This is a genomic window from Lysobacter sp. 1R34A (assembly GCF_051217035.1).
Lineage (GTDB): Bacteria > Pseudomonadota > Gammaproteobacteria > Xanthomonadales > Xanthomonadaceae > Lysobacter.
In genome coordinates this window covers 1-16,594 of record NZ_JBPKJP010000090.1, presented here as the reverse complement: position 1 = coordinate 16,594, position 16,594 = coordinate 1, and the positions used below count along the sequence as shown (strand labels likewise).

Here is a 16,594-nt window from a genome sequence, read left to right as displayed (position 1 = left end):
CTCGGCCCCGATGCACGCGCCGGCAGCGCCCGCGCCCGCCACCGCCAGCGATGCCGTCAAACCGCAGCTGGCCCGCGAGCGCCGCTACGAACTGCGCGAAGCCGCCCCTGCCGGCGCAGCCGCCGCTTCGGCGCCCAAGGCCGAAGGCCGCGCCGAAGCAGAGGCTCGGACCGAAGCTCGGGCCGATCGGGGCAGCAAATCGGCGCCATCGCTCGGCAATGCCGTGCGCTCGCCCGCGCCTGCCGCTGCCGCCCAGTCGGCCAACATGCAATCGGCGAATAGCGCAGCGGCCGACGCCCAGGCCGCGCAACCGGCGGTCGCTCAGGATTCCACCGTACTGGAACGGATCGAGGTTACCGGCAGCCGGGTCCGGCTCAACGCGACCGAGGAAGCGACCCTGACCCCGGCGCAGTGGCTGGAAATCATCCGCTCGTACCGCGACCGCGGCGATATCGAGCTCGCCCGCGACAGCCTGCGCCGCTTTCACCGCGCCCATCCGCAGGCGCGGGTGCCGGACGACCTGCGCGCGCTGCTGAAATGAGCCCGGGCCGCCGCCCCGGCCTCGCCGCGAGCGTCCACCGGTGAACACCGCAACCCTCGCCGCGCGCGCCAGCCTGTCGATCGAGGTCAAGCACAGTCGCTTTCTCGCCCTCGCCGCGCCGGTGGACACGCCGGAAGCGGCGCTGGCTTTCATCGCCGAAGTCGGCGATCCAGCCGCGACCCACAATTGCTGGGCCTACCGCATCGGTGCCCAATACCGTTTCAACGACGACGGCGAACCGGCCGGCACCGCCGGGCGGCCGATCCTCGCGGCGATCGACGGTCAGGGCTACGACCAGGTCGCGGTCGTGGTGACCCGCTGGTACGGCGGCATCAAGCTCGGCGCCGGCGGCCTGGTGCGCGCCTATGGCGGCAGCGCGGCCGAGTGCCTGCGCTGCGCCGAACGGCGCGAATTGCTGCGCTACAGCGAGCTGGAGCTGGCGTTTGCGTTCGAGGACACCGGTGCGGTGCATGCCGCGCTGAGCGCCCACGGCGCCGAGAAAGACCAGGAACGCTACAGCGCCGACGGCGTGCGTATGCTGGTGCGTCTGCCCGAATCGCAGGTCGACGCCTTGAAAGCGCAGCTGCGCGACGCCACACGTAATCGCGTGCGCCTCGATCGACCGGGCCGCGCCCCCTCCCCATGAACGCCTCCCGATGACAGATTCCAGCGCCGGCCGCCCGGTCGACTCACGCCGCGACGACCGCAAGGCCCCGATCGGCAGTCTGCGAACCTTGTGGCCGTTCGTGCGCAAGCACAGCCGGCTGTTCGTGGCCTGGCTGTTCGCCCTGGGCGCTTCCAGCGCGGCCACCCTGAGCCTGCCGGTCGCGTTCAAGATCATGATCGACCAGGGCTTCGCCCAGAGCGCCGCCGGCGGCGGCAGCAGCGCGATCGATCGCGCCTTCCTGATCCTGTTCCTGGTCGCCATCGCCCTGGCCTTCGCCACCGCGATCCGCTTCTACTTCGTCTCGGTGCTGGGCGAACGCGTGGTCGCCGACCTGCGCGAGAAGCTCTACAGCCATCTGATCGCGCTCGACGCCGGCTTCCACGACCGCACCCGCAGCGGCGAGTTGGTCTCGCGCCTCACCGCCGACGCCGAGCTGCTGCGCAGCGTGGTCGGCTCCAGCATGTCGGTGGCGCTGCGCAGCACGGTCACGGTGATCGGCAGCCTCGGCATGCTGTTCTGGACCAGTCCGCGCCTGGCCGTGTTCGCCCTGATCGGCATTCCGCTGGCGGTGCTGCCGATCGTGATCGGCGGACGCAAGCTGCAGAAGATCTCGCGCGCCAGCCAGGACCGCGTCGCCGACGCCAACACCCTGGCCGCCGAAACCCTCGGCGCCGTCCGCACGGTCCAGGCGCATGCACGCGAGCCTTACGAACAAGGCCGATTCAGCGAGTCGCTGCAGATCGCGGTGAAGACCGCGCGCCAGCGCATCAGCGCCCAGGCCTGGGTCACCGCGATCGCCATCACCCTGGTGTTCGGCGCGATCACCCTGGTGCTGTGGTCGGGCGCGCACGACGTCGTCGCCGGCCGCATGAGCGCCGGCACCCTCGGCCAGTTCGTGCTGTACGCCCTGATCGGCGGCGGCTCGATCGGCGCGCTCGCCGAAGTCTGGAACGACCTGCAGCGCGCCGCCGGCGGCATGGGCCGGATCAGCGAACTGCTCAACGAAGCCAGCGCGGTGCGCGCGCCGGCGCACCCGCAGCCGCTGCCCAGGCCGCTGCGCGGCGAACTGGTGTTCGAGCACCTCGGCTTCCATTACCCGCTGCGCCCCGACCTGCCCGCGCTGGAGGACTTCAGCCTGCGCGTGCATCCGGGCGAAACCGTGGCCCTGGTCGGCCCCTCCGGCGCCGGCAAGAGCACCGTGTTCTCGATCCTGCTGCGTTTCCACGACCCGCAGCAGGGCGCGGTACGGGTCGACGGCGTCGACGTGCGCGAGCTCGACCCGGCCGCCTTGCGCGAAGCCATCGCCCTGGTGCCGCAGCAGCCGACCATCTTCGCCACCACCGCGCGCGACAACATCCGTTACGGCCGCCTCGAAGCCGGCGACGACGAGATCGCCCAGGCCGTGCGCGCCGCGCATGCCGCCGATTTCATCGACGCCCTGCCCGAGAAACTGGCGACCGAGCTGGGCGAGCGCGGCGCGCGCCTGTCCGGCGGCCAACAACAACGCATCGCGATCGCCCGCGCCCTGCTCAAGGACGCGCCGATCCTGCTGCTCGACGAAGCCACCAGCGCGCTCGACGCGCAGAGCGAGCGCGCCGTGCAGCAAGCGCTGGAAACCCTGATGGAGGGCCGCACCACCCTGGTCATCGCCCATCGCCTGGCGACCGTGCTCAAGGCCGACCGCATCGTGGTCATGGACCGCGGCCGCATCGTCGCCGAAGGCACTCACGCGCAGTTGCTCGCCGAGGGCGGCCTGTACGCGGAACTGGCTAAGCTGCAGTTCCTGGATTGAAGCGTTGAGCGAGAAGTGGATAAAGAGGAGTGAGTAAAGAGAAGTGAGGAGTGAGCGCAGGCAGATATCGCCGACGCTCATGCTCTCCTCACTCCTAGTTTCCAGTTCCTACGTTCCTGTCTGCCGGCTCAACTGCGGACCAAAGTCAGCCCGTACTGGCTGAGGATCGGGCCGAGCCGCTCGAACAGGCTGCTGCGCTGCGAAGCCGGAATGCCGCAGTTGTTGCCGTTGGCCTGCACGTTGCCGCCCGACATCACGCCCTGCGCCTGGCCGGCGCTGGTGATCCACGAACCGCCCGAATCGCCGCGACCCATGCAGGCATTGCCCTGGGTCAGGCCGCGCACCGCGCCTTCGGCGTAGTTGGCGGTGACGTTCTTGGCGGTGATGGTGCCGCAACGATAACCGGTGGTGCGGCCCGAGCGGCATACCGCCGCGCCGATCGCCGCCTCGGTGCTGCCGCGCACCGGCACGGTGCCGCCGCTGTAGTTGCTGACCGCGCCCTGCAGAGTGTGGGTGCTGCCGACGCTGACCCAGGCGCGGTCGTTGCCCGGGAACACGCGCGCGGCGAAGGAGCCGACCTGCACGCCGCCGATGCGGGCGATCGCGCCGACCGTGCCGCAATGCCCGGCGGTCACATAGCCCTTCGTGGTGCCGCGGGTAACCGAGAAACCGACCGAACACAGCGAGGCGTTGTTGATCGAATACTCGATGCCGCCGAGCACGGTCGCGGTGGTCTGCAGCGTACCCGGCATTTCTTCGATGCGCACCATGCCGGTGTCGGCGCCGCTGAGCGCGACGAAATCGACGCCGCGCTCGGTCGCGCCCTGGTCGACGCGGACCACGACGCTGTTGCTGGTCTGGTCGACGTACCAGCTCTGGATACCGGTCAGCGGCTTGCTGATGCCCTTCACTCGCGCCTGCGAGCTGGCATCGAGCAGATCCATCGAGTGCTGCAACTGCTTCAGGCTATGGCGCACGGTGCGCACTTCGATGCCGGGAATACTCAGGCTCTTGCGCGCGCCCGCAGTCGCGGCGACGTACTTGAAACTGCCGTCCTCGTTGCGCTCGATCCAGCTGCCGGCGAAGTTGCCGCCGAGCTCGCGTTCGACCGCGGCCGCCCGATTCCGGGCGAGGCGTTCGGTGGCGAGATACTGGCCGAGTTGCGACGGGAACACGCCGAGGTCGCGCTGCATCGCGAATTTCAGCTCGGGACTGACTTCGTCGGCCGCCAGCGCCGCGCCGCCGGACAATGCGGCCACCGCCGTCATCATCGAGAACAAGGACACACGCGCCAGGCCGGCGCGCTTGCCGGATTTCGATACGGACATGTTGAAGAACTCCTTAGGGAATGGAATCTGACATGACTCGGATGAGGTCGTGACGACCTCGTGTCGCCATCGCAGGGACGGCGGATCCATCGTCGGGACAACACACTCGCGTGGCGTTCGATGCGTGTCGGGTCGATGGGAGCAGACAGATAAGAAGATGCCGGGCGCGCGCACAAGCCGCCGGCGAGGCCCCGTCACACCGGTAGTCCGAGGCGCGTCACAAGAACGCGCATGCGATGTCGAGGCTGAACGAATTCGCGTCAGAACCCTACCGAGTCACGACGACGATGCGCATACGGATGTTGCCGGGCGCGCGCGACGCTGCAGTGCAGCAGGAGGAGCGCGAAAGCCTTATCGCGACTATCCCGCGGATACGCCACTGAGGGCGCATTTCGATTCGATCGATACGACTTCAAATGCGCATCGCGAGCGATGCGCGTTCGCTTCACGCTGAACGGTAATGCGTATCGCCGCCGCTGCCGCCGCCGGCGCAATCAGCCGATACGCCGGGCTTCGCCGATCAACCAAACCGTGAACAGGCACAAGGCGACAAGGGCCGCGCCACGGCCGAGCCAGAACAGTGCGAAAGAAAAGTCCGAGCCGTGCGCCGGCGGCGGCACCGCGGCCAGCGCGAACAGCGCCAGTGCCTGGGATTTACGTGAACCACGCATGGTTGCACCTCCCGTAGCGGCCCGCATGGCCGCCTCACTCGACCTTACACCCATCGACGCTAGCGTGGCATGACGCCAGGCAGACGCGCGTCGACCGCGCATTCAGGTGCGGCGCTGCCCGGCCGCTCATAGCCCATGAACAAGCTCGTGACGAAGCCGCAATGAAGCCCGTACTGAGGCCCTACCCGAATCTAAACGGCGATTCCGGCGTCCGCGCCTATCTGCCCGGCCCGGACGCGATCGCGATCGAGTTCGTCGACGGTTCGGTCTACCTCTATACCGCTCAGAGCGCCGGCGCCGAGACCATCGCCAGCATGGTCGAACTGGCCGAAAGCGGCCGCGGCTTGAGCACCTACATCAGCCAGCACGTGCGCGAGGCCTACGCCGAAAAGCTGCGTTGACGCGCCGTCGCCCGGGCGCGGCGCCCACGCGGGCCGCGCTCAGGGGTCGATGCGGATCGGCGTACCGGTCGGCACCAGGCTCCAGACTTCCTCGATCTGCGCATCGGTCAGGGCGATGCAACCGTCGGTCCAGTCGCGCCGGTATCCGGGCGGCGTGCCGCCGTGGATCATGATGTCGCCGCCCGGGTCGACGCCGCGCGCACTCGCGTGTTTGCGATCGGCCTGGTTCGGATACGACACGCGCAGGGACAGATGGAAGCGGCTGTTCTGATTGCGCCCGCTGATGCGGTAGGCGCCTTCGGGCGTGCGTTCGTCGCCCTGCTGTCGCTTGTGCCCGATCGGCGCATCGCCCAGAAGAATCGAATAGGTGCGGATGAGCTTGCCGTCGCGCAGCAAGCGCATGCGCCGCTCCGACTTGTCGACGACGATGCTGTCGGCGCGTTGCGGCTCCGGCGCCATCGCCGGCGGCGTGCGCGCCGCGGCCGGCGCGCAAAGCGCCGCGGCGCAAAGCAAGAGGATACCCAGCGCCTTCATGCCGGCAGCGCCCGCTGCAGCACCGGCTCGAAGTCCAGGCCTTCGGGCAAGGTGCCGAACGCCAGCCCGTGCCGTCCGCCGAGCCGGCTCGCGCAGAACGCCGCCGCGAGCGGACTGTCGGCGCGCAGCAAGATGGCCGCCTGCAGGCCCAGGGCGAGGCGCTCTGTCCATACCCGCGCCTGCGCCTCGGCGACCGGCGCGCGCCCGCTCAGGACCGCGCGCAGCGCGGCGAGTTGCGTATCGAACGCCGCGTCGCGACCGGCGGCCGATTCGAGTTCGGCCAACACCGCCGCGCCGGTTTGCGGCTCGCGTGCGAGCGCGCGCAGCACGTCGAGGCACTGGATGTTGCCGCTGCCCTCCCAGATCGAATTCAACGGCGCCTGCCGGTACAACCGCGGCAGGATCGATTCCTCGACATAGCCGGCGCCGCCGAGGCATTCCTGCGCCTCGTTGACGAAGGCCGGCGCGCGCTTGCAGATCCAGTACTTGCCGATCGCGGTGGCGATGCGCGCGAACGCTTGCTCGCCGGCATCGCCGCCGGCCCGGTCGACCGCGCCGGCAACCCGGATCGCGAACTGGATCGCGGCCTCGGCTTCGAGCGCGAGGTCGGCCGCGACGTTGCGCATCAGCGCATGATCGAGCAATGGCTTGCCGAAGCTGCGCCGATGGCGCGCGTGGTGCATCGCCTGGGCCAGCGCCATGCGCATTTCGCCGGCCGAGCCGAGCATGCAATCCAGGCGGGTCAGCATCACCATCTCGATGATGGTCGCCACGCCGCGGCCTTCGTCGCCGACGCGCTGCGCCCAGGCGCCGTGGAATTCGACCTCGGACGACGCGTTCGACCAGTCGCCGAGCTTGTCCTTGAGCCGCATCAGGCGCAGCGCGTTCTTGCCGCCGTGCGGATGCCAGCGCGGCATCAGGAAGCAACTCAGCCCGCCCGGCGCCCGCGCCAGCACCAGGAACCCGTCCGACATCGGCGCCGAGAAGAACCACTTGTGGCCGACCAGTTCGTACTCGTCGCCGGATATCGGCGTGGCGACGGTCTGGTTGGCGCGCACGTCGGAGCCGCCCTGCTTCTCGGTCATGCCCATGCCGAGGGTCAGGCCGGTCTTGTCGCCGAAACCGACATCGCGCCCGTCGTAACTCGGCGCGGCGGCCTTGCGCGCCCATTCGGCCAGGGCCGGGGCGTGACGCAACACCGGTGCGGCGGCGTGGGTCATGGTCAGCGGGCAACTGCTGCCGGGTTCGACCTGGTGATGCAGATAACTCAGCGCCGCGCGCGCGACGTGCGAGCCCGGGCGCGGATCGTGCCAGGACAGACCGGCGACGCCGTGTTCGATCGCCGCAGCCATGATGGCGTGGTAATTCGGGTGGAACTCGACCAGGTCGATGCGATGGCCCTGGGCGTCATGGCTGCGCAGACGCGGCTTGTCGCGGTGCGCGTCGAAGCTGAGGCGGTAGATCTCGTCGCCGGCGAGCGCACCGTAGCGCGCCACCGCCTCGGCATGGCCGTCGCCGCCTTCGCGGCTCACCGCTTCGCGCAGAGCGATATCGTCGCGCCACAGATCGCGCGGGGCGAACGGCGGCGGCTGATTCTCGACCCGGTGGGTCGCGAACGGGGGCAGCGGATCCATGGCGGCGAATCTCCGTAGGGTTTGTCCGGATTCTAGTGGTGTCTGCCCGGTGTGGGGACCTGCGAGTTACGCCGGTGTTGCGGCGCTCGGACGTACGGGCGTACGGGCCCTCTCAGGGTAGGAGCGGCGCGAGCCGCGACCGCGGGGCTCCAAGCTGGCGCAACGCCTTGCTCGGCGACGTGCCCCCGCCCTGCCCCTGCCACGGCCGTTGCAGTTGCAGGCCGTTGCCGTTGCCGTTGCCGTTGCCGTTGCCGTTGCCGTTGCCGTGCGCAGCTTCGCACTAGCGAAGACAACAGAAGACCCGGAGGGCGGCCCGCAGGGATGCGGGCCGTTTTTCATCGGGACAGGGAGGTCCCGTATGAAAAATCACCGCGTATGCATCGAACGCGCGGGCCCTTGATTCAAAGAAAAGCACTTTTCTTTGGTTACCTTTCTTTTGTTGCTTATGACAAAAGAAAGTAACCCGCCGCTTCAGCGGCGGAAGCTTTGGGTTTGATCTTGATCTAGATATTGATCTTGATCTTGATCTTGATCTATTAGATGAGAGAGGCGCCGAAGACCGCCGCAACGATGTCGCGGCTTGCGCCGCTCCTACCCTGCGAGAGCACGCAGCTCCGATAGATGACGACGGCCGTGCTGTTTCTGCGCATCCGCGTCGCGACTCACGTCGCTCCTACAAAGGCCAAGCCCAGCAACGCAACACCGCGAAACCATCCCCTGTAGGAGCGACGTAAGTCGCGACCACCGAACGCGCCGCCGCAAAGAAAAAGGCCCCGCCGGAGCGAGGCCTTGGAAACTGTCCGAATTCGATCGGGCCAGCCATTGCCCCGAGGGGCAACGCAATCAAACCACCGGAGCCACTTCGGACGCCTGTGCGCCCTTCGGACCCTGGGTCAGCTGGTAGCTGACGCGCTGACCTTCCTGCAGACTGCGGAAGCCTTTTGCGTTGATCGCGGAGAAGTGCACGAATACATCCGCGCTGCCATCTTCGGGAGAAATAAAACCGAAGCCCTTGGCGTCGTTGAACCACTTCACGGTGCCGTACTGCATATCCTTATTGACCTCATGCTGGATGCGTTGACGTGCGTCGTCGCTGAATGTGCCACGAGACGCATTGCGAGTATGCAAACTGTGCCGGTGGATGACAACGGCCCAGCGTGACCACATCCATCACGTAGTCCGTAGGGAAAACCGGCCACGCCGCAGGCGCGGGATTCGGTTTATGCGACCCCGATCACCTATCGAGCACGGCGCTCAGCAGCGCCGGCAGCCCGGCCGAAGCTGCCGCGACGTTGTCGAGCACGTCCTGCAGGGTGATCACTTCGTCCGGGTCGGGGCCCGCGCCGGCGGCCCAGTTGGCGACGATGGCCAGGCAGGCGTAGTCGAGGCCCAGCTCGCGCGCGAGGCCGGCTTCGGGCATGCCGGTCATGCCGACCAGGTCGCAGCCGTCGCGGCGCATGCGCGCGATTTCGGCTCGCGTTTCCAGGCGCGGGCCCTGGGTGGCGCCATAGCAACCGCCGTCGACCAGGGCCACGCCGGCGCTGTGCGCCGCGGCGATCACCGCCTGGCGCAAATCGCGGGTATAAGGCTCGCCGAAATCGACGTGCAGCACCTCGGTGCCGGGTTCTTCGCAAATAGTCGAGATGCGGCCCCAGGTGTAGTCGATCAGCTGGTCCGGGCAGGCCAATACGCGCGGGCCGAACCGTTCGGTAATGCCGCCGACCGTATTGAGCGCGAGCACGCGCTGCGCGCCGAGGGCCTGCAGAGCGGCGAGATTGGCGCGGTAATTGATCTGGTGCGGCGGCAGCGAGTGGCCTTCGCCGTGGCGCGCCAGGAAGGCGACGCGGCGGCCGCCGAGCGTGCCGATCCGGACCGGGCCCGAGGGCGCGCCATAACGCGTCACCGGCTGATGCGACTCGACGTCCTGCAGCTCGGCGATGCGGTACAGGCCGGTGCCGCCGATCACGGCCAGGTCGATTGCCAGATCGCTCATCTCAATCCTTCAGTGCGTAGATCGCGGGCAGATTGCGGCCCTGCTCGTGGAAATCCATGCCGTAGCCGAACACGTAACGGTCGGGCACTTCCACGCCAACGTAGTGCGCGCTCAAGCCCTCGACGCAACGGTCGTGAGCCTTGACCGCGAGCGCGGCGATGCGCACTTCGACCGCCCCCTGCTGCAGGCACCATTCGCGGATCGCGTGCAGGGTGTGGCCCTCGTCGACGATGTCGTCGGCGAGCAGCACGCGGCGGCCGCGCAAAGGCGTCGCCGGGCGATGCTTCCAGACCAGCTCGCCGCCGGAGGTCGCGCCGCGGTAGCGGGTCGCATGCAGATAGTCGAACTCCAGATCGAGCCCGCGTTCGCCGAGCTCCATCGCCAACTGCGCCGCGAACGGCAGGCCGCCGTGCATGATCGTCAGGTACACCGGCACGCTGCCGGCGTAGTCGTTGCGGATCTTGCCGGCCATGCGCGCTATTTCGCGTTCGAGCGTGCGACGGTCGAAAATGAGGTCGGCATCGGCGAGCGCCGCGGCCAGGTCGTGCGAAGTCATCAAGCCAATCCTTCCAGACGGTGGCGGGTTTCGCCGTAACGGGCGTCGGCGAGCAGACCGTCCCAGCCCATCGCGCCCCGGCCGATCAGGCCGGTCAAGGCCGCGGTGTTGAGGCGGCGGCCTTCGACCGCCGCCAACGATTCTTCGACCAGTTGCGGGTGGCAGACCAGGACCACATCGCAGCCGGCGTCCAGGTGCGCATCGATGCGCGCCTTGATGCCGCCGACCGAGAACGCGGCGGCCATGCCGATGTCGTCGCTGAACACCACCCCGCGGAACTGCATATCGCCGCGCAGGATCTCTTCGATCCAGCGCCGCGAATAGCCGGCCGGCTCCGGTGCGACCGCCGGGTATGAGACGTGCGCCATCATCACCGCGTCGGCTTTGGCCTCGATGCCGGCGACGAACGGAATCAGGTCGGTCGCGCGCAGTTCGTCGAGGCTGCGCGGGTCGACCGCTTCGTCGAAATGGGTGTCCGCCAGGACCGAGCCGTGGCCCGGGAAATGCTTGAGCGTCGCGGCCATGCCGCGTGCGTGCATGCCGCGGACGTAGGCGGCGGTGAATTCGGACACGACTTGCGGATCGGCGTCGAAGGCGCGGTTGCCGATCGCCAGATTGCCGCGCCCCAGGTCGACCACCGGGGCGAAACTCAGGTCGACGCCGCTGGCCTGCACTTCGCTGGCCATGAGCTGGGCGTGTTCCTCGGCCAGCTTGAGCGCAGCCTCGCGGTCGCTGGCGTAGAGCCGGCCGAACACGTCCAGCGGCGGCAGCGCGCTATAGCCTTCGCGGAAGCGCTGCACCCGCCCGCCTTCCTGGTCAACGCAGATCAGCTGCGGACGAGGCGCGGCCTCGCGGATCGCCTGGGACAGCTCGGCGACCTGGGCTCGGGACGCGAAGTTGCGGCTGAACAGGATGACGCCGGCGCAGGCATCGTGCTGCAACCAGTCGCGCTCCTGCGCGGTGAGTTCGGTACCGGCGACGCCGATCACGAGCATGCGGAACTCCTGGAAAGAAGGCAGCGCTGGCTGCGCCGCGGCCATTGTCTCGCAGATGGGGCGACAGGCGTACCCCGCTTGTCCGCCGGGCTCGGCGGCTCCGGCAGCCCCGCCGCAGACTCAGGCGGCTCGGCCGTCGCGCTCGGCCGGGCTCCACTGCGCGTAGGGGCGGGTCGCCAGGGCCAGGTTGTAATAGCGCGCCGAATCGGTGACCTCAGCGCCGGCCCAGCCGGGGCGTGCGAAGACGGCGTCGGCGTGGTCGAGCTCGATCTCGGCCACCACCAGGCCGGCGTTGTCGCCCAGGAACTCGTCGACCTCCCACAGATGGCCTTCGTGTTCGACGTAATGGCGGCGCTTGTCGATCATGCCGCCGACGCAGAGCGCGAGCAGGCTGCGCGCGTCCTCGACCGGGATCGGATAGTCGAACTCCTGGCGAGTGTGGCCGAGCTCGCGCGACTTGAGGTTCAAGTAGGCCTCGTCGCCGGCGATGCGCACCCGCACCGAGGCCTTCATCGCGGTGGCGCCGGCGACCGGCGCGTCTATCGCCGCCAGATCGTTGAGATAACCCTGCGCCATCGGCACGACCTTGTGCGCGGCCGCGCGCCAGGCCTCGCCGACCACCAGGAATTTGCGTTCGATTTCTATGCCCATGCGCCATTATGACGCAGCGCTCGGCCGCGGGCGCGCGCTTGCGTACACTGCGCGCTCCGCGGGCGCCGCCCGCTGCCGAGTTACGCACGGATGCACGCCATCGCCACCCCCTGTCGCCTGTTGTGTCTCGTCCTGCTGTGCGCTTGCGACGCGGCATTCGCCGCCGATGCCGCGCCCAGCCTCGATCAGGCCAGAGCCGCATTCCGTCTCGGCATCGATGCGGAACTGCGCAGGCAAGCCAGTAAGGAGTCACCTTCGTTGGCGGCCGTGGCGATGCTGGAGTCGATGGATATCGCCGCGGTGCAAGGCTGCCAGACGCTCGACGATACGCGGACGACCTGCATCCTCAAGACCCGGGGCGGCATCGGCGAGGATTACACCGTCCTGCGTTTCCGCCGCGACGGCGCGCAATGGCGAGTGGTCGAAGAAAAGGACATCGATGCGCCGCAGCCGACCCTGGCGCGGGCGCAGGAACTGGTGCGCGGGCATTTGGGCGAACTGGCCGGCCGGGAACAGGACCCGAAGGCTGCGGCGCAGTTCAGGGAATTCGCCGCGACGCTCACCGTCACCGCGCTGGAGTCGTGCCAACTCGAGCGCGACAGCGATGCGGTGAAATGCCATGCAGGACTGCACACGCCGAGCCAGGGCCAGGGCTCCAAGCCGCTGCGCTTCCGCCTGCAGGGAACGGATTGGTCGTTGCTGCCGGATTGATCGGCGACCGCGCACGGCACAGGCTCCGATCGCGGTGCGCAGATTCTTGAGAGATGGCGGTCGCGGCTCGCACCGCTCCTACCCTCAGGCAGCGGCGCGGTCTCGCAAATTCCCGGTAACTCAGCTTCGTCTCAGCGCGGCTCGAACATCGCGATCGACTCGACGTGGGCGGTGTGCGGGAACATGTCCATCACCCCGGCCGCACGCAGTTTCCAGCCCTTTTCGCGTACCAGATAGCCGGCGTCGCGGGCCAGCGAGGCCGGATGGCAGCTCACGTAAACGATGCGCTCGAACTGCTTCAGCGGCAGCTGGGTCAAGACGAAATCGGCGCCCGAACGCGGCGGATCGAGCAACAGGCGGTCGAAGCCTTCGCGCATCCACGATTCGCCGCGCAGGTCCTTGCTCAGGTCGGCGGCATGGAAGTGGGCATTGGCCAGGCCATTGTGTTCGGCGTTCTCGCGAGCGCGCCGCACCAGGCTGGCCTCTCCCTCGACGCCGACCACTTCGCGCACCGTGCGCGCCAGCGGCAAGGTGAAATTGCCCAGACCGGCGAACAGATCGAGCACGCGGTCCTGCGGCTGCGGTTCGAGCAGGTCGATCGCGTGCTGGATCATGTGGCCGTTGAGACCGGCATTGACCTGGATGAAGTCGAGCGGACGGAACTTGAGCTCCAGGTTCCACTGCGGCAGCGAGAACGCGAGCTTCGGCTCGGCCGGCCACAGCGCGTGCACGCTGTCGATGCCGCCGGGCTGCAGGAACACCGCGAAACCGTGCGTCTGGGCGAAGGCGACGATGGCTTCGCGATCGGACTCGGAGAGCGGCGCGAGGTGACGGAAGGTCAGCGCCACGCCGGTGTAGTCCGGCGTGGGATCGCCGGCGATGAACTCGACCTGTGGAATTTCGCGACGCGCCTGCAGGCCGTCGATGAGGTTCGCCAGGGCCGAAATCCTGTCGCCGATCAGCGGAATCACGGTCTCGCAGCGCGCGATGTCGGCGACGAAGCGCGGGTCGTTCTCGCGGAAACCGACCAGGGTCTTGTCCTTCTTCTCGACCCGGCGCACCGAGAATCGGCCCTTGCGGCGATAACCCCAGGCCGCATCGGTCAATGCCGGCAGCACGCGCTCGGGCACGACGTGGCCGATGCGCTCCAGGTTGTCCATCAGCACGCGCTGCTTGGCGAGGATCTGCTTGTCTTCGGCCAGATGCTGCAGGGCGCAGCCGCCGCAGACGCCGAAATGAGCGCAGCGCGGCGCGACCCGGTCGGGCGCGGCTTCGAGCACTTCCAGCGTCACCGCCTCGTCGAAGCTGCGCGAACGCGCAGTCTGCTTGGCCATGACGCGTTCGCCCGGCAAGGCGCCGGCGACGAATACGGCCTTGCCGTCGGGACGCCGGGCCACGCCGCGGCCATCGTGAGTGAAGTCGGTGATCGCGACTTCGAAAGGGGTTTGATCGATGCGGGCCACAGCTGCTGGCAGGAATCAAGGCCGGATATTGTCGCAGATTCGGGGCATGGCCCGGGACTCGGGACTCGGAGGAGCCCTCGTGGCGCAGTGCTCGGAGCACAAGCTTGGCGCGTGTCCCAAAGCAAAGGCCCGCCGACGGCGGGCCTTTGCAGTCGCTTGATCGAGTCCCGAGTCCCGAGTCCCGAGTCCCGAACCCCGAGTCCCGAGTCCCGAGTCCCCGATTATTTCTGCTTCCAACCCCCGCCCGCGTCCTGATACCACCAGCCGCCCTTGGCGCTGTCGATCCACTGGCGGGCGAACACCTGGCGGATCTGCGCTTCCCATTCCCGGTGCCCGTTGGCCACGGCGATTTCGCGATACACCGCGGCCGAATCGCGGCCCTGGTCGGCGACTGCCTGGTTGACCGCGACGCGCTCGGCGAGCGGGATCTTGGAGGCGTCGCGCACGCTGACAGTGCCGGCGTTGGTGAAGCCGAGCGCGCCGGAGTCGAAGTGCGCGCGCAACTGACCGTCGAAACGCGAGGCCATGCGCGACTGGATCGCCTGGATCGCCGGGGTCTTGATCGAAATGTCGGGCGACTGCGCCTGGGCGCTGCCGATGCCGACCAGCGACCACCAGTCGACCCGGCCGGCGAGGCGGTCCAGCTGCAGGGCCGGACGCTCGAGCGAGGCGCTGCCGCCGGGCTTGCCGGGCTCGGTTTTGGACTCGGCCGGAGTTTCGCCGATGACCTTCTCGACGAATTCCTTGGCGGCTTCCTTGGCCTCGGCGGCCGGGAAGTAAACATTGATCGTCACGCAAGCCGTCAACATCACGGCAGCGACCGGTATTCCCATCCAACGGCGCATGAGCGGGTCCTTTCGGTTATGCGCGTCCTGCGCGGCATCCCGCGCATCCGGCGCGGGCTGAACGAATGGCGCCTATTGAAGCACGGCGCCGCGACAGGACAAGGCTGGCACGGCTTCACTGAACGACGGGTTTGACCTCGCCCTTGCCGACCGCCTCCAGGCGTTCGAGCAGGGTCGGCCAGTCGACCCGGCGGTTGTAGCCGACCACGTCCAGGTGCGGCACGCCCGCGCCCTGGACGATGGTGAAGCCCTGGTTCTTGGCCGGTCCCAGCCCGTCCATATGACAGACCTCGTCGGCGAGGCGGCAGGCGATGCCGATGCGGGCATAGCCGAAGTCGTCGAAGAAACCGATCAGGCGGTCCTGCAGGCTGCCGGCGAAGGAGGAGTCGCCGACGCTGGACAGGTCCTGGACCGCGCGCTGGCTGATGCGCTGACGCACGCCGCGGGTCTTGCGCGTGTGCAGCTCGGCGTCGAAGGCGACCGGTTGCCAGTCGACCAGGCGCAGTTGGTCGATGCGCCCGTGGAGCCGGCCGGTGATGCTCCCGAAGCCGAACACGCCGGTCAGCGATTCCAGGTCGAGCTGGTCGAGGGCGAGGTCCGAGCTCAGGGTCGGCGCGACCCCGAACGGCCGCTCCATCGCCAGCGACGACACCGCGACGGTGCCGCCGAACACCTGCATCGTCAGGCCGCCGGCGAGTTCGAGCCGGTCGTCGGCATAGTGCGCTTCGGGCAGGCGGCCGCTGAGTTCGCCGGTGAAGGCCGGCCAGTCCAGGGCCTTGGACAGCTGGCCGACGTCGAGCCGGTCGAGGTTGAGGCCGAAACGCACGTCCAGGCCCTTGCCTCCGGACGGAGGACGCAGACGCAGGCCGTCGAAGCCGGCGCGGCCGCCGAGCATCGGCAGCGACACCGCTCGGTTCAGGCGCAACTCGCCGTCGCCGCTGGAAAACGGCAGGCGCACCGCGCCGAAATCGAGCCCGTACAACTCGCCGCTGCGCCAACCCAATTCGCTGTCGACCGCGGTGTCGGCGGAGTAACTGACCGTGCCGTCGAGACCGTCGAAACGGAACCGCCCCTGGGCATCGTTCATCGACGCGTCGATCAGGGTCGCTTCGGCCATCTGCAGCTCGTCGCCGCTCATGCGCAGCCGTACCTGCGCCGCACCGGTCAGTTCGAGTTTGGCCAGGCCCGCCAGACCGAGGAAACCCGACAGATAGCCGTCGCGCAGCGGCGCGAGGTCGGCGCTGCGCAGATTCAGATCGAGCGCGGCCAGCCCTGCGTCCGGGGTCAGCGCGGCGCTGCCGTCGACGGCGAGGATGCCGTCGTCACGCCACGACAGCCGCGGCAACCGCCAGCCCTCGCCAGTTTGCCGGGTCGCTTCGATCCGCAGCGCCACCGGCCGCCGTTGCAACGAAACATAGGCATTGCCGAACAACAGCTCGCCGCCTTCGAGACGACCGTCGACGAGGACGCGGTCGCCGCTGCCCAGCTCGCTGTCGATCCGCAGTCGCGCGCCGAGATTTTCGGCGGCGATCGAGCCGTCCGGGGTATCCAGTGCGCCGCCACTGAGACGCAAGGGGCCGGCGATGCGCAATGGCTGCCGCGCCGGCGCGGCGATGTCGAGACGGCCGTCGAGCGTGCCGCCCTTGATCCGCCCGTCCGGCCAGGCCTGCGCGACCAGGGCCTGGGCCCAGGCCAGCGGCACCCGGGCGAGATCAATCCGGGTCAGGTCGGGCGCGGCCGCGTCGCGGTGCAGCGACAGCACGCTGGCGCCCTGGCTCAGGCGCGCGTCGGTGGTGGCGACGCCCAGGTCCA

General features: G+C 68.7%; 16 protein-coding genes and 1 pseudogene. 5 read left to right on the top strand and 12 right to left on the bottom strand.

The features are described 5' to 3' along the window. The 3 genes and pseudogenes from ACSAMQ_RS16555 to ACSAMQ_RS16545 all read left to right on the top strand — a co-directional run. Nucleotides 1–541 (top strand): annotated as a pseudogene (locus tag ACSAMQ_RS16555) (hypothetical protein); the annotation flags it as partial. Between the two features lie 40 nt (nt 542–581). Then, nucleotides 582–1,187 (top strand): IMPACT family protein, encoded by a 606-nt coding sequence (locus tag ACSAMQ_RS16550; protein WP_435396707.1) that lies wholly within the window; start codon nt 582–584, stop codon nt 1,185–1,187. A 10-nt stretch (nt 1,188–1,197) separates the two neighbouring features. After that, nucleotides 1,198–3,000 carry an ABC transporter transmembrane domain-containing protein gene (locus tag ACSAMQ_RS16545; RefSeq protein ID WP_435396706.1) on the top strand — a complete coding sequence of 601 codons (1,803 nt, stop codon included), beginning with the start codon at nt 1,198–1,200 and terminating at the stop codon, nt 2,998–3,000. Nucleotides 3,001–3,128: 128 nt separating this feature from the next. Here the strand turns inward: ACSAMQ_RS16545 and ACSAMQ_RS16540 are convergent, their stop codons facing one another. Further along, nucleotides 3,129–4,328: a S1 family peptidase gene (locus ACSAMQ_RS16540; RefSeq protein ID WP_435396705.1), complete on the bottom strand. Its 1,200-nt coding sequence runs from the start codon at nt 4,326–4,328 to the stop codon at nt 3,129–3,131. A gap of 494 nt (nt 4,329–4,822) precedes the next feature. Beyond that, nucleotides 4,823–5,026 (bottom strand): hypothetical protein, encoded by a 204-nt coding sequence (locus ACSAMQ_RS16535; RefSeq protein ID WP_435396704.1) that lies wholly within the window; start codon nt 5,024–5,026, stop codon nt 4,823–4,825. A 146-nt stretch (nt 5,027–5,172) separates the two neighbouring features. On the opposite strand from ACSAMQ_RS16535, the gene ACSAMQ_RS16530 reads away from it, so the two are divergent. Next, nucleotides 5,173–5,400 carry a hypothetical protein gene (locus tag ACSAMQ_RS16530; protein ID WP_435396709.1) on the top strand — a complete coding sequence of 76 codons (228 nt, stop codon included), beginning with the start codon at nt 5,173–5,175 and terminating at the stop codon, nt 5,398–5,400. A gap of 39 nt (nt 5,401–5,439) precedes the next feature. On the opposite strand, the gene ACSAMQ_RS16525 is transcribed toward ACSAMQ_RS16530, so the two are convergent. From ACSAMQ_RS16525 to ACSAMQ_RS16495, 7 genes are all read right to left on the bottom strand, one after another. Next, entirely contained in the window at nt 5,440–5,934 is a 495-nt protein-coding gene (locus ACSAMQ_RS16525) for a L,D-transpeptidase family protein (RefSeq protein ID WP_435396703.1), read from the bottom strand. Next, nucleotides 5,931–7,568: an acyl-CoA dehydrogenase family protein gene (locus ACSAMQ_RS16520; protein ID WP_435396702.1), complete on the bottom strand. Its 1,638-nt coding sequence runs from the start codon at nt 7,566–7,568 to the stop codon at nt 5,931–5,933. Before ACSAMQ_RS16520 ends, ACSAMQ_RS16525 begins: the two co-directional genes overlap by 4 nt. Nucleotides 7,569–8,411: 843 nt before the next feature. Further along, nucleotides 8,412–8,618 carry a cold-shock protein gene (locus ACSAMQ_RS16515; RefSeq protein ID WP_031373678.1) on the bottom strand — a complete coding sequence of 69 codons (207 nt, stop codon included), beginning with the start codon at nt 8,616–8,618 and terminating at the stop codon, nt 8,412–8,414. A 184-nt stretch (nt 8,619–8,802) separates the two neighbouring features. Further along, entirely contained in the window at nt 8,803–9,561 is a 759-nt protein-coding gene (locus ACSAMQ_RS16510; RefSeq protein WP_435396701.1) for an S-methyl-5'-thioinosine phosphorylase, read from the bottom strand. A gap of 1 nt (nt 9,562) precedes the next feature. Next, nucleotides 9,563–10,117, bottom strand: coding sequence for a hypoxanthine-guanine phosphoribosyltransferase (locus ACSAMQ_RS16505; protein ID WP_435396700.1), 555 nt, complete (start codon nt 10,115–10,117; stop codon nt 9,563–9,565). Then, on the bottom strand, nt 10,117–11,112 hold the full coding sequence (nagZ, locus tag ACSAMQ_RS16500; RefSeq protein WP_435396699.1) for a beta-N-acetylhexosaminidase: 996 nt from the start codon (nt 11,110–11,112) through the stop codon (nt 10,117–10,119). The genes ACSAMQ_RS16505 and nagZ overlap by 1 nt, the downstream gene beginning before the upstream one ends. Nucleotides 11,113–11,232: 120 nt before the next feature. Further along, entirely contained in the window at nt 11,233–11,763 is a 531-nt protein-coding gene (locus ACSAMQ_RS16495) for a CYTH domain-containing protein (RefSeq protein ID WP_435396698.1), read from the bottom strand. A 90-nt stretch (nt 11,764–11,853) separates the two neighbouring features. Between ACSAMQ_RS16495 and ACSAMQ_RS16490 the strand changes: the two genes are divergently transcribed. Further along, on the top strand, nt 11,854–12,474 hold the full coding sequence (locus ACSAMQ_RS16490; protein WP_435396697.1) for a hypothetical protein: 621 nt from the start codon (nt 11,854–11,856) through the stop codon (nt 12,472–12,474). A 131-nt stretch (nt 12,475–12,605) separates the two neighbouring features. On the opposite strand, the gene rlmD is transcribed toward ACSAMQ_RS16490, so the two are convergent. The 3 genes from rlmD to ACSAMQ_RS16475 form a co-directional block, all read right to left on the bottom strand. Continuing rightward, nucleotides 12,606–13,949: a 23S rRNA (uracil(1939)-C(5))-methyltransferase RlmD gene (gene rlmD, locus ACSAMQ_RS16485; RefSeq protein ID WP_435396708.1), complete on the bottom strand. Its 1,344-nt coding sequence runs from the start codon at nt 13,947–13,949 to the stop codon at nt 12,606–12,608. Between the two features lie 209 nt (nt 13,950–14,158). Continuing rightward, nucleotides 14,159–14,782, bottom strand: coding sequence for a DUF1318 domain-containing protein (locus ACSAMQ_RS16480; RefSeq protein WP_435396696.1), 624 nt, complete (start codon nt 14,780–14,782; stop codon nt 14,159–14,161). A 115-nt stretch (nt 14,783–14,897) separates the two neighbouring features. Then, on the bottom strand, nt 14,898–16,594 hold a 1,697-nt coding region (locus tag ACSAMQ_RS16475; protein ID WP_435396695.1), incomplete at its 5' end, for a hypothetical protein.